Genomic DNA, 12,872 nt, shown 5'->3' with positions numbered 1-12,872 from the left:
ATGAAACAGCGAAACTCGTCCGCCGCCATGAAATTCAGCGGCAGCCCGGCGGCACTCCGCCAATTTACGTTAATCGAATTGCTGGTGGTGATTGCTATTATTGCGATTCTGGCATCGATGCTGCTTCCGGCGCTGAATAAGGCGCGTGAGAAGGCGCGGTCGATCAGTTGCACCAACAACCTCAAGACGATCGGCCTGATGCACACGTTCTACGTGGACACTTACGACGGGTTTTACCCGATTTCCAAGGTGCCGGAGCTGAGCAGCGCCGGATGCTGGCCGATCATCCTGTTCAAAGCCTATACCGGTAATGATCTGCTGAGTAACGCAATCACATTCAAAAACGGCACACATCCGTTCAACTGTCCGAGTGCATTGGGCAAAGCGGAGGCGCTGCAAAACTCCAAGGGGTATAAAAGCAAGGTCAACTGGACTTATCTGCGCATGTTTGCCCAGAACAACCCGGGAAGGCTCGGCACGACGGTCCAGAATGGGAATAATTACCTGAAATCGAGCAAGATACTGATGCCATCCAGCGGCATTTTGATTGCCGACGGCGCGCCTAACAACAGTACCGGTTCGATTTACTCTTCCGGTTTCTGTAATGCCAACGGCGACTATTCGGCGGCGATCAACCGGCAGTACCACCTGCGGGCGCTGGACGACACCGGCAGCGGAACGCCGACCCGTCCCTTCACCGGTCACGCCGGAGACAATGCGACGACGAATTTCCTTTATTTCGACAATCATGCGGCCTCCCAGCACCGCATGTCGGTCAAGAAGTCACAGTGTGACGTCGCCGGGCAGAGAAGGTGGCTCAGTGAGGGCGATGCCGTCGACAGCGGAGATTGAGGTGATTCATTGACCATGCCTGAAAAACAACCCCTGTCTCTTTCGGAGGACGAAAAGGAGTTTTATGAAAAAATTGTCTCTCATCAAGTATATGGCCGGTTTGCTGATGGTCTCCGGCGCGGCGGCCGCCGCCGATCTCGGGAACGGCTTCATTGATCACGGCGTCTGCTCTCCGGTCAGCAGCAACAAGGGGGCCACGGTCGCTACGGACGCCGACGGCAACGATATGCTGGTGTGCATCCTCGCCGATTACCGCGGCGCCAACGGCATTTATACGGTTACACCGGCGACGGGGAAACAGGAGTTCTTCGCGCTGCCGTTCGCGCCGGATGCTTCCTATGCGGTGTTTTCGTCGCTTTACAGCAGCGGCAACCGCTACTACAGCCTTCACAGCAGCCGCCTGACGGAATTCGATCCGGCCGCAAAGAAGTTCCGGGTGTTTCCGACGCACCGGGGAATGGGCATGGCGATGACGGAGGCCGACGACGGCACGATCTGGACGGTCACCTACCCGGACAGCGGGCTGGTCGGATTCCACCCGGAAACCGGCCGGTTCCGGGACTTCGGCCCGCTGCGCAAGGAGAGCTGGGCGCAATATCACCGGACCATCGCGGCGGACGACGCCGGATGGCTCTACTTCGGAGTCGGCAACACCAGGGCGCAATTGGTCGCCTATCACCCGGAAAACGGGAAAAAGGTGGAAGTGTTTCCTGAAAACGAGCGCCCCGAAGGCGCCTGCGGCGTGGTGTTCCGGGCGGAGAACGGCAAGGTTTACGGCACGGTCGGCCCCTACTACAACCAGCGCGACACGGCCGATGCTTTCGCCAGAGCCAAGGCGATCAAACCGGCGCCGCAGTGGTACGAGTTCCACCGCGGCGAATCCCGGAAAATCGACGGGCCGCCGCAGATCACCCTCCGTCCCGTCGTCACCGGCTCGCAGGGCTTCTACAATTACCGGATGCGGGACGGCTGGAAGGTCGACCTCTTCAACCCGGTGGAACGGCGCGCCCGCTTCATCGACCCGCAGGGGAAAAGCGTCACTTTCAACATGGAATATCCGAGCGAAGGCGCCCACATTTCGACGGTCGCGGCGACTTCCGACGGCCTGATCACCGGCGGCACCTCGTTCCCGATGCGCAACTACGTGTACAACCCGGCCGACGGCACGATGATCAACCGCAACGGCTGCGTCCAGTGGAACACCGTCCTGCCGTGGAAGAACCACGTGTTCGTCGGCGGTTACAACGGCGGCTATCTGTTCGACTGGCGGCTCGACGAAAAGTTCGACGGCATTCCGCGTTTCGCCGTGCAGGCCAGAGGAAATCCGCGCTATATCGCCCATGCCGGGAAGGCGCTGATCCGTCCCCATGTGCTGAAGATCACGCCGGACGGCAGGCATCTGCTGATGGGAGGCACGCCGGAATACGGCCATACCGGCGGCGGGCTGGCGGTGTGGGACCGCGGGAGCGGCGACTTTTCCGTCGTCCCCAATCGCGACCTGATCGAAAACCAGAGCGTCTACGCGCTGGCGATGCTGCCGGACGGCCGGATTTTCGGAGGCACGACGGTCGAAGCCGGCACCGGCGGCAAAGTCAAAAGCAAGGAGGCGCGGTTCTTCCAGTTCGATCTTGCCTCCCGCCGGATCGTCTGGAGCACGGTTGCGGTGCCGGGGGCCGGAACGATCCACGACCTGACCGTGCTGCCGGACGGGAAAATCCTGGGCATCGCCGACAAGAAGGAGTTCTTCGTCTTCGATCCGGCGTCGAAGCAGGTGGTCAGGCGCTGGAATTCCGGCGAATACGGCCTTGCCGCCTGGCAGCAGGGGCCGCGCATGTTCGTCCGCGACGGTGATGACATCTACGTGCTGTTCAAACGCCACATCGTGAAGGTCGATCCCGAACGGGGCGGCTTCGGGGCGGCGGTGGCCTCTCCGATCGAAATCCACACCGGCGGGGACTGCCTCGACGGCCGCGTCTACTTCGCCTCCGGTTCCCGCCTCTACAGTTGCCGGCTGCCGGACGGCGGGGCGGCGCAGTCGAACTGACAACCGCTTCTCCCTGAGCAGTTCCCGGCCCGTCGGCTGGCGATCGGGGAGTGGCTCACTTGTACAACAGGAAATGATGATTATGAAAAAAATTCTGCGTACCGCGGTTTCCGGCCTCGGACGTATCGCCTGGGATTTTCACCTGCCGCAGCTTTGCAGACACGCCGGTTTTGAACCGGTCGCGGTGGTCGATCCGTGCCGGGAACGCCTTGCGGAAGCCGCTTCCCGGTTCGGCGTCGGGGGGTTATATACCGATTTCAAAACCATGCTGGACGAACAGCGTCCCGATCTGGTGGTGATCGCTTCGCCGACTCTCTTTCATGCGGAGCAGGCCATCGCGGCGATGCAGGCGGATTGCGACGTTTTCTGCGACAAACCGCTGTCCGTGACCCTGACCGAAGCCGAGGCGATGCTTCAGGCCGCCCGCCGGACCGGGCGCAGGCTGATGACCTACCAGCCGCACCGCCTGAACGGCGAAGCCCGGACGGTCCGCGCAATTCTCGACTCCGGCAAGCTCGGCAAGCTCTATCTGATCGAGCGCCACGTGAGCAACTACTGCCGCCGTAACGACTGGCAGGCGTTTTACCGGAACGGCGGGGGCATGCTGCTGAACTACGGCGCGCATTACATCGACCAGTTTCTGTACCTGACCGGCGGCAAGGTGCGGCGGACGCGCTGCGAACTGCGCCGGATCGCTTCGCTCGGCGACGCGGACGATGTGGTACATGCGCTGATTACCACGACCGCGGGCGTACTCCTCGACCTCGATATCAATCAGGCGGTTGCGCTGCCGCTGCCGGAGTGGCGTATCTGCGGGGAACGCGGTTCCGCCCTCTATCAGGACGGCGAATGGAGGTTGCGCTATTTCGCCGCCGGCGCACTGCCGGAGAGGAAGGCGGATACCGGACTGGCCGCCGCCGGGCGCCGCTATCCGAGCGAACCGATCGCGTGGCGGCAGGAAACGCTGCCGGAGAGTCCGGCCGATCCGGATGCGTATTACCGCTGCTGCTATGAGCATTACGCGCTGGGCCGGCCGCCGTTTGTGACCGGCGACGAACTTCTGGAGCTGATGCGGACGCTCGACGAGTGCCGCCGCAGCGCCGGGGAGCTTGAAGCCGAACCGGTACTCCACTGCTGATGGAAGGGGTATGGAAAGGCTTGAACATCGCAGAAAAGTCTGGCATGCCGGGACTCTGACTTACACGACAACCGGCGTGTGTCTGCTGTTCATCTGGCTGCTGTGGGGCGATTTCGCGTGGTCGATGAAAGAGCGGGCGGTCGGCATGGTCGCAGGGCTGCTGGTGAAGTCGTTCGGCATTTCAGACGGTCTTTACAGCATCCTGATCATCTCGATCCCGAATTTCACGAATATCTTCCTGATGCCGATCGTCAGCTACCGCTCCGACCGGCACCGGGGAAGGTTCGGCCGCCGCATCCCTTATCTTCTGATGTATACGCCGCCGGTGCTGGCCGGGCTGGCCGGGCTGGCCTTCACCCGCCAGATGGGGGCCGCGCTGCAGCAGGGCATCGGGCCGGAAGTCATCTCGCAGAATATGGCGAACCTGATCGTGTTTTCCGTATTCTGGCTTCTGCTCGATCTCGGGACCACCATGACCAACGCCCTGTTCATGGCGCTCTCCAACGATGTCGTGCCCTGTGAACTGATCGGGCGTTTCGTGGCCATGTTCCGCGCGGTCAGCCTCGGCTGCGCGATCATCTTCAACAGTTTTCTGCTGAAGTATGCGGAAACCGAAGTGACGCTGATTTTCCTTTCCCTGGCTTTCCTGTACGGATTCGGGCTGCTCCTGATGTGCGCCAAAGTCAGGGAAGGGGAATATCCGCCCCTCCCGGCGGCGGAAAAAGCGCGTCGGGGAGTGGGGAAAGCGGTCAGAACCTATTTCAAAGAGTGTTTCGCGATGCCCTATTACCGCTGGGTGATCGGCGCTTTCGTGGTCTGCGCCCTGTCGCCGCTGCCGATCAATATTTTCGTGATTTTCTATGTGAAGGCGCTGGGAATCAGTCTGGAGACGTTCGGCTATACGCAGGCGGCGATCTTCGGCTTCGCGATGATTGCCAGTTATCCATTGGGAGCTTTGGCGGACCGTTACCACCCGCTCCGGGTCGGAATGATTTCGATGGGGCTTCTGGTGCTGATCATGCTGGCCGGCGGATTTTTCATCGGCGGAACGCTCTCCTTTACGATCGTCTACGCGGCGCAGGGAGTGTTCATCATGAGCTACAACACGCTGACGGCCTCTTACGGGCAGAGACTGTTTCCGAAAGCCCTGTATGCGCAGTTCAATTCGGCGCTGCAGATGGTGCTGGCGGTTGTCACGGTGCTGGCGGCTCCGCTGATCGGCGGCATTCTGACTTTCGTGGAGAAATCCTTTTATCCGGACGGTTCGGGAGGGCAGTATTTTCTGCTCTTTTTCCTCGGCGGACTGATCGGCCTTGCCGGATTCGCAATGCTGGCCGTGGTATACCGTTACTATCAGAAGCTCGGCGGCGACCGGAGTTACCGGCCGCCGCTGCCGGAATGAACGTTCATCCCGGTTGGCGCGTTTTCACATATCCATGCCGTTTCAGGAAATTTATCTGGCGTTGTCGACAGGGAGGAATTTCACATGGTCGAACATGTTGTCTCCTCTGGCGACGGAAACCATCTGGGTGGCAGGCGTCCTGTTCTTCGCCACCGGATATACCAGCACGACCCGGTTCCGGCCGGCAACCGAAACGAACGGGCAGGGGCGTTTGAATTTGTATGGCTTCCCGTTGATGTAAATTGCGGAAATCTGGTCCGCATTCCACAGGTTCAGCAGCAAATTGTACGGTTCGGCGGCGGGGGAATCGAACTCCAGAGCGAACGCAAATTCGCCTTTCTGCTTTTTGCGGAACTCCTCCGCCTCCGGCTTCCAGCTTTCATCGGCCGAAACCGGGGAGAGGGAGGGGGCCGCCCGGTCGCCGCTGAGTACCGGATGCCACTTTTCGATGGATTTCGCACCGAATCCGTTCAGCGGAGCGGACGGCATGGAAAGCCGGGCCAGCAGTTCCGGCGTGAATGTCCCGGCGGGAAGCGGCCCGACGGCGAGGGCGTTATCCCGTGGAGAGGCGGTTCTGCCGGTTTCGCGCCGGATTGTCATCACCGCATGCAGCCGCTTCGGAACTCCGTTGCACAGCAGGTCGGCCTGAAGGTAAAAGTGGTAATCGCCGTCCCGGAAGCCGGGGCGCGGGTCACGGACACCGAGCGGGAACGACGTGGAAATTTTTCCAGCCGCGGACGGCGGGATCATGCGCCGGACTCCCTCCTTCCACGCCGGAGGCAGCCGCAGGATCAGCGAAACATTCTCAAACTTTCCCGCTGGATCAGCCGGGATAAGGGAGAAATCGATCCTGTTTTCCTGTTCGCGGAACGCCATCTGAACGGTTCCCGAAAGTTCGGTCAGTCTGGCCGGCGCCGGAGTTGCCCCGGTGAAGCGGACCAGTTCGACCGCGACGGGGATTTTGCGGTTGTCGTCATGGGGTAACGCGAATATGCCGTTCGTCGAGACAGGGAGCGGCCTGGAGTTGAGCATGGCGGAGACGGCGTCGCCGCCGGTTTGGACGGTAAGCGGAATGTCGTGGCCGAGTTCGGGCGCGGCGATCCGGGTGATCTCAAAGACGGCGGTGCTGCCGTCCACGGATTTCTTCCGGATATTTGTATGGAAGAACTGATAGCGGTACGCCAGATACTCGTTTTCATTGCAATACCACCAGTCCGGGTTGTTTCCATGCTGCTTGAGGATGCCGTCCAGCACCCGGAAGCCGTCGTCGCTCTGCCAGGTGTGGAGGCCGAGCGTCAGGTGCGGCCCGCCTTTCCAGTCTGGAGTTTTCAGGTTTTTCAAACCGCGCGCGACGCCCTTTTCAAACAGCTCCGGGGAGGGATTGCGGTCGTTGATTCCGAACATGAAACTGCCGAACCACTCGTTTTGCCCCAAGCCGTAACGGCCGGCGGCGTCTCCCCACGGTTCCGGGCCGCCGAAGTGGCCGCTGCGTTTCAGGATATCGCCGATCAGATGGGGCACATGGTCCCGGAAACGGGTCGAACAGGAGGTGTACGGCAGCACGAAAGCGGTCACGCAGGTGTCGTAGGCGGCCTCCTCGCGGATGCGCTGTTCGAGAATCTGGTAAAAGATCCCGGCAGGGAGCAGGCCGGGCAGGTCCTGATGGTCCACCGTGTGTGAACCGAGCGACGAACCGAGCTTCAGGATTTCCGCCGGAACGGTCCGGTCGCTTTGCTCATTCAGGAAATCGTACAGATAGAAGGTTCCTTTGTATCCCTGTGCGGCGAGAGTCTGCGCCATTTTCAAATGGCGGTTGTTGGTGTCGTCCCATCGGGTTGAGAAAGCGAGTTTCTTCCCGCCGGGAAGTTCCAGCTTTTTCAATTCGGCTTTGCGGGCCTCCTCCGGCGTTTTGAACGTTACCCGGAGAGTCTGACTGTACTCCGGCATCCCCAGCGGATTCCCGGCGAAAAGGCCCAACGTGAGCAGACCGAGCAGCGCGGACAGACAGATTCTGTTCATCATCCCAATCCTTTCTCTGTTTTTTTCTGCGTGATCAACAATGTACGGCATTCGGCTTTTTTTCAAGTATGAAAAGACGGAAATCGGATGAATTCTGCGGAATTCGGGAATGGCCGGAAGGGTGCAGGGGTGCGGCCTGTAGGTATCAGGAGTCATAAACAGATAGTTTACTATAGTTTTATCCTGTCGGAATCCGAAATGAGGACTCCGGCGGGAAATGTGGAAATATATTCAGAAAAAAAGACGGTTCATTCTTGACAAATACAGAAAAATATGTCATAATATATATAAAGATATAGAACTTTAAGTAAAATGGAAACCATGGAACGGGTCCTCAAATACCAGGCGATCGAAAGCTACATGCTTCAGGAGTTGTCGTGCGGGCGTTTTGCGTTGAACGGGCGTTTCTTTTCCGAACATGATATCGCCCGGCAGTTCGAGGTGACGATCCTGACGGCGCGGAAAGCCTTTGCCCGGCTTGAGCGGCAGGGATATATCGTGCGCCAGCGCGGGCGCGGTACATTTGTCAAAGCATTGCCGGAGCAGCCGCAGCGGCTGAAGATGATCAGACGCTGTATCATCGGCATTGTGGTGGACGACGGCGATTTCGACAATGACCTAAAACTGGGGCGGATGATTACGGCGCTGCATCGGACCATTGAAAAGGCCGGATACCTTTCGCTGCTGGTCGGCAGGGATTTCAAGGTGCTGGCGGAGGCGGATGCCTCCGGCGTGATCGTGCTCGACCGGATCGGCGAACAGCGGGTGCGTCAGTTGATCTGCACCGGAATTCCGGCGGTCGGGATGTATCCGGCCTGTTCGGGGCTTCCGCGGCTTTCGTTCGATTTCGCGGAGGCTGCCGGGAGAATCGTCGGAAGGTTCGCCCGGAGCGGCGTTCGCCGGATTGCAATGGTCGGGGAAGGCGAAGACGCATTGGCTGTCCGGAACCTTTTTGAAAAAGAGATGGCGCTTGCAGCAAAGGCACACGGCATGGAGTTGACAATCGCGGTCCCTCCGGTCGGCTCGGTGCGTGATCAGTTCGCAGACCTGATTGACAGCTCGTACCGTCCGGAAGCCGTTTTCGCCATGAATTGCTGGTCGCTGGATACGATTTCTGGAGTGTTGCACGAGAAGGGAGTGCAGATGGGGCGGGACATTTCGATTCTGGTGAATGGATCGAATGCGCTGTTGATTCCCGGTTCGCCGGGATATTCGATCATTGATTTGGATATCGGGCTGGCGGCGGAAAACTGCGTCAAACTGCTTCAGCGACTGATCAGTGACCCGCGGGCGGAAGTCCCGTGCATTGTTTCGCCGTATGGTCCGATTATTGAACGCGGTTCCCTGCTGCCGGAATCCGTGGTTTCTGAATCGTGACGGCGAGGTAGTTTTGCACCGGCACGGAGCCGGATAAGCAGATGCGATGGCTTGCAAAAGAGACATAACCGGTTTACTGTGGAGGAAAAAATGCGCGACAAAACAAGGAACAGGCAAATGAGGCGGAATACGCCCGGCATATCGGGCTTTCGGCATCTTAATTTCACATTGATCGAATTGTTAGTTGTGATAGCGATCATCGCGATTCTTGCTTCTTTGCTGCTGCCGGCATTGAATAAGGCGAGGGCAAAGGGGCAGGCCGCCAGATGCCTTTCCAATCTGAAAAGCTGCGGGGAAGCGGCCATGTTGTATGCCGACGAGCAAAAGGAGTATCTGCCGTTGATGATTCTGCGTACACCTCCTTCATGGAGCCACTATTCATGGGCGGATCATATGATTTATACCGGATATCTGCCGGAGGGCAGCGGGGGGACGGTCTGTCCGGCTGCCGCAGGCTCAAATCCGAAAACGGACACCGCAATCAGCGATTGTTACGGCGCGATCGGTGATGTGAACTGCTATTTGCAGACCAACAGCGCCTTCGTGTCGGAAAAGGGTATCGGAATTTCCGGAAACTCCCGCTGTCTGAATCTGCGGCGGCTGAAGAAGTCCTCCTCCACTTTTTACCTAGCAGACAGCTATAACGCCGCAACTCTGCGTCAGAGCAGCATGTTCGGGCTGGGGAACAGCGGTACGCAACATGCGCACGCCCGCCATCAGGGGCGCATCAATTCGGTTTTCACTGACGGTCATGCCGCAGCGCTTCAAAAGGAGCAGTGGGTCGGCAAAACGGTCGAGAGTGAACTGTACCAGATTTATCCGGCCGGTTACACGATCTATAATGAAGTCGGTTTCGGCGAGGTGGTGCAATGGAACAATTGAGGCGTTTCATATTCGGCACCGCGGCGGCGGCGGCGTTCTGGTGCGGGGCGGCGGAGTTGAAGCTGCCGGAAAGCGCCGCCGGAACGGTAAGTGCGGAGCCGGGAAAGCCGTTCTCATGCGTGGTGGAAGTTGAACCGGAGGCGTTCTACCGGCTCGAAGCGGAGCAGAACACTGCGGCCGGCGGGAGTGAAATGAGCGGAATCCTGCGTTCCGCCGAAGGCCGGTGGCTGTTTCAGTATTTCGGCATTCCGGAATCGGAAGCGCCGCGGCGGCTGGTCGCGAAGATCTGTACTCCCGCCGGCGGACGGAAGCTCGAAATCCGCCTGGAGTCCTCCACGGGGCAGGCGGAGTTTTCCGGGGTGCGGCTGGAAAAGGTGGAACGCGGGGAGATCAGGAACGGTGCTTCGATGGAGTTCTGGCTGAATATGGATTACTTCGACGAGGTCTATTATTCGGAGAAGCTGGGAAGCCCGTCGTATGCCGAAAAGGAGATCGCACACTTTTTCCGGCTCTGCCGGGAGCGGGGCGTGACGGGGGTGTTCTGGCGGATCTCCGTGCACGGCCAGGTGGCTTACCATAGCCGGGGAGCGGCGACGGTTTTTCCGGGACCGGTCCCGGTGGAGCAGCTGGATGAGGGCAGGCGGAAGGTCGCGGCCGTGCTCGGCGAGATCGATCCGCTCGCCGTCGCCGTGCGCGAAGCGCGGAGAAACGGCATCCGGATCATGATCTGGATGACGCTGTCGGATGAGGCGATTCTGCACCCGTCAATTCCGGATTTCTGCATGTCCGAATTCCAGCGCGCCAACCGGCACACCATGTTGATGGACCGCCGCGGCCGGGTTCTGCCCGGTACGATGTGCTACAATGAGCCGGAGGCGCTGCAGTACCGGCTGGCGATGATCCGCGAACTGATCGGGTACGGGGCGGACGGGTTTTATCTATGCACGCGCAGCCACAGCCATCAGTTTGGAAGTGATTCGGGGGATGATTACGGTTTTAATCCCGCCGTGGTTGCCGAGTACCGCCGTCTTTACGGAAAAGATATCCGAACGGAAGAATTCGATGTCGGCAAGTGGCGGCAGATCAAAACTCAAGGATATGACCGGCTGCTGCGGGAGGCTTCGGCGCTGATTCACGGTGCCGGACAGAAGCTGGTCCTCGGCGTCGCCGCGGCCACGCTCAGCAACGGCACCATCCTCGGCAATTACGGGAAAACACCGTTCCCGTGGGAAGAAAATTTGCGGGCCGGGCGGCTGGACGGCATTGTGAGTGGTCAGTACATGGTCAGTGACTATTTCGCGTCGCGCGAATACAATCGGTTCAGTCTGGTCGCAAAGCCGGGACAGAAGCTGTTCTTCTGGGCGCAGGTGTACCATTACGGAATGTGCCGGTCATTTACGGCGCGGGAACTGTTGCGCCAGGCCGGGACGTTTGCCTTCCTGAATCCCGGCGGCGGCGTACTCTATCATGAAGCGATGAATTTCGAGGAGGACGAGGCCGGGCTTTTCCGGCCGGTTTCCGAATTTTTCCGGACGGGGGGGGAGTGAATCATGTCCAGTGTATTGTCCGGCGGCGACTGGGCCGTCATTCTGCTGTATTTGTTGGGTGTGACGGGGTTGGGAGTCGTCAGTCGGCTCCGGCACCGGCAGGATGCCGATGAATATCTGATGGCAAAACGTTCAATGAACTGGTTTGTCGTGGCATTGGCGGTGTTCGCGACGCTTTTCAGCACGATCAGTTTCGTATCGATTCCGGGAGAGGCCTACAATTTCGGATTGACGATGATGGCGGTGGCGTTGGGACAGATTCTTTTCGTGCCGCTGGGGATCTGGCTGTTTCTGCGTTTTTTCTTTGCCGCACCTACCTTTTCGGCATACGAGTATCTGGAAAAACGATATGATCGTAACTGCCGCCGGATTGCTGCGGTGATCTTTATCATGATCCGGTTGTTCTATACCGGCGGCGTATTCTATGCGGCGGCGGTAATCTTCGAATCGCTGGCCGGCTGGCGTCCCGAAGCGACGATCGTGGTCATCGGGCTGATCACGCTGGCTTATACGTTCTGGGGCGGAATTCGGGCGGTGATCCTGGCGGATGTGGTCCAGTCGGCGATCATTTTCCTTGGAATCGCGGCGATCCTGTTCCGTCTGTTTCAGGTGACCGGGTTCGACGTCGGCGGGGTGTTGTCGTTTGCCGGAGAACACAACCGTTTGTTCGGCACATTCGCCCAATCGGATTTCTACCGGCTCAATCTGCACGACCGCTGGAATTTCTGGCTGCTGATTCTGGTGGTGGTGCAGATTCCCCTGCAGACGATGTGCTGCGACCAGCTGGTGATCCAGCGGCTGCTGACCAGCAGGAGCTATCATCAGGCGGTGCGCTCGACCTATGCCAACTATCTGCTGAGTATTCCGGTGGTGGTGATGCTCTATGGCATAGGATTGTTTCTGTTCTTCTACTACAATGGAGGCGGCGGCGAGCTGCCGGCGGGATTGCCGGGGGATAAGGTGCTCGGCTTTTTCATCACGGACGAACTGCCGGCGCCGCTGCCGGGCGTCATCATCGTCGCACTGCTGGCGGCGCTGATGAGTACGGTGGCCGGGGCGGTCAACAGCCTGGTGACGGTCTGCTTCAAGGACCTGGTGCTGACCGCGAAGCCGGAATTGGCCGGCACGCCGTGCGAGATGCTTTACTGCCGGGTGCTGACGGTTTTCGGCGGGGGGGGTGCAATCCTGACGGCGCTGATGATGATCGTGGTCGGTCAGGGAGTCCGCACGACGCTGCTGGAGGTGATCGGGGTGTGGAGCAACCTGTGGCCGATTCTTTTCGTGGCCTTTTTATACGGGGTGCTGTCGCAACGGGTTTCCGCGCGGGCAATTCTCTGGACCATGGTCATCGGCGGAATCGTTAATCTGGTGGTGCCGTACCTGATGTACTATGCCGTTCCGGAGGAGATGCGCTGGGGATTCTGGTATCTCGGAGTTCCCGGGGTGCTGTTGGGGTTGGCATTGCCTCCGTTGCTTTCGCGGTTCTGGCCGAACCGGAAAAATCTTGACGGCCTTACCCTGCGGACGTTGCGGCCGGATGGGCGGAGCGCTCCGCCTGCTCCGGATCGTCCGCTTCCTTGAGTGATGTGCTTTGCTCTTTCGCTGTTTTTA

The 12,872-nt window shown here is 59.4% G+C and carries 9 protein-coding genes; 8 read left to right on the top strand and 1 reads right to left on the bottom strand.

The window, feature by feature from the left end; all coding sequences use genetic code 11:
- The 4 genes from C8D82_RS05110 (at nucleotide 1) to C8D82_RS05095 (ending at nucleotide 5,436) form a co-directional block, all read left to right on the top strand.
- Nucleotides 1–852, top strand: coding sequence for a type II secretion system protein (locus C8D82_RS05110; protein ID WP_116883199.1), 852 nt, complete (start codon nucleotides 1–3; stop codon nucleotides 850–852).
- Nucleotides 853–916: 64 nt separating this feature from the next.
- The gene (locus C8D82_RS05105; RefSeq protein ID WP_116883198.1) at nucleotides 917–2,896 is read left to right on the top strand and encodes an NHL repeat-containing protein; all 1,980 of its coding nucleotides are present in this window, start codon (nucleotides 917–919) and stop codon (nucleotides 2,894–2,896) included.
- Between the two features lie 82 nt (nucleotides 2,897–2,978).
- Nucleotides 2,979–4,034, top strand: coding sequence for a Gfo/Idh/MocA family protein (locus tag C8D82_RS05100; protein ID WP_165832836.1), 1,056 nt, complete (start codon nucleotides 2,979–2,981; stop codon nucleotides 4,032–4,034).
- A gap of 10 nt (nucleotides 4,035–4,044) precedes the next feature.
- Nucleotides 4,045–5,436, top strand: coding sequence for an MFS transporter (locus C8D82_RS05095; protein WP_116883196.1), 1,392 nt, complete (start codon nucleotides 4,045–4,047; stop codon nucleotides 5,434–5,436).
- Nucleotides 5,437–5,487: 51 nt separating this feature from the next.
- Here C8D82_RS05095 and C8D82_RS05090 read toward each other — a convergent pair whose 3' ends face one another.
- The gene (locus tag C8D82_RS05090; RefSeq protein ID WP_133245061.1) at nucleotides 5,488–7,458 is read right to left on the bottom strand and encodes a polysaccharide deacetylase family protein; all 1,971 of its coding nucleotides are present in this window, start codon (nucleotides 7,456–7,458) and stop codon (nucleotides 5,488–5,490) included.
- 318 nt (nucleotides 7,459–7,776) lie between these two features.
- Between C8D82_RS05090 and C8D82_RS05085 the strand changes: the two genes are divergently transcribed.
- The 4 genes from C8D82_RS05085 (at nucleotide 7,777) to C8D82_RS05070 (ending at nucleotide 12,842) form a co-directional block, all read left to right on the top strand.
- A complete protein-coding gene (locus C8D82_RS05085; RefSeq protein ID WP_165832835.1) occupies nucleotides 7,777–8,832 on the top strand; it encodes a GntR family transcriptional regulator in 1,056 nt (351 codons plus the stop codon).
- A gap of 117 nt (nucleotides 8,833–8,949) precedes the next feature.
- Nucleotides 8,950–9,714 carry a type II secretion system protein gene (locus C8D82_RS05080; RefSeq protein WP_116883193.1) on the top strand — a complete coding sequence of 255 codons (765 nt, stop codon included), beginning with the start codon at nucleotides 8,950–8,952 and terminating at the stop codon, nucleotides 9,712–9,714.
- On the top strand, nucleotides 9,702–11,261 hold the full coding sequence (locus tag C8D82_RS05075) for a hypothetical protein (protein ID WP_133245060.1): 1,560 nt from the start codon (nucleotides 9,702–9,704) through the stop codon (nucleotides 11,259–11,261). The genes C8D82_RS05080 and C8D82_RS05075 overlap by 13 nt, the downstream gene beginning before the upstream one ends.
- Nucleotides 11,262–11,264: 3 nt before the next feature.
- Nucleotides 11,265–12,842 (top strand): sodium:solute symporter family transporter, encoded by a 1,578-nt coding sequence (locus C8D82_RS05070; protein ID WP_116883191.1) that lies wholly within the window; start codon nucleotides 11,265–11,267, stop codon nucleotides 12,840–12,842.
- Nucleotides 12,843–12,872: the final 30 nt, after the last annotated feature.

This window comes from Victivallis vadensis (genome assembly GCF_003096415.1).
GTDB lineage: Bacteria > Verrucomicrobiota > Lentisphaeria > Victivallales > Victivallaceae > Victivallis > Victivallis vadensis.
The sequence above is the reverse complement of the archived record's forward strand: the minus strand, read 5'-3'. Positions and strand labels throughout refer to the sequence as shown.

Excerpts from the sequence above, each read along its gene's own strand:
- C8D82_RS05095 (WP_116883196.1), top strand. The coding sequence starts at position 4,045 with ATGGAAAGGCTTGAACATCGCAGAAAAGTCTGGCATGCCGGGACTCTG.
- C8D82_RS05105 (WP_116883198.1), top strand. The coding sequence starts at position 917 with ATGAAAAAATTGTCTCTCATCAAGTATATGGCCGGTTTGCTGATGGTC.
- C8D82_RS05110 (WP_116883199.1), top strand. The coding sequence starts at position 1 with ATGAAACAGCGAAACTCGTCCGCCGCCATGAAATTCAGCGGCAGCCCG.
- C8D82_RS05070 (WP_116883191.1), top strand. The coding sequence starts at position 11,265 with ATGTCCAGTGTATTGTCCGGCGGCGACTGGGCCGTCATTCTGCTGTAT.
- C8D82_RS05075 (WP_133245060.1), top strand. The coding sequence starts at position 9,702 with ATGGAACAATTGAGGCGTTTCATATTCGGCACCGCGGCGGCGGCGGCG.
- C8D82_RS05085 (WP_165832835.1), top strand. The coding sequence starts at position 7,777 with ATGGAACGGGTCCTCAAATACCAGGCGATCGAAAGCTACATGCTTCAG.
- C8D82_RS05090 (WP_133245061.1), bottom strand. The coding sequence starts at position 7,458 with ATGATGAACAGAATCTGTCTGTCCGCGCTGCTCGGTCTGCTCACGTTG.
- C8D82_RS05100 (WP_165832836.1), top strand. The coding sequence starts at position 2,979 with ATGAAAAAAATTCTGCGTACCGCGGTTTCCGGCCTCGGACGTATCGCC.
- C8D82_RS05080 (WP_116883193.1), top strand. The coding sequence starts at position 8,950 with ATGAGGCGGAATACGCCCGGCATATCGGGCTTTCGGCATCTTAATTTC.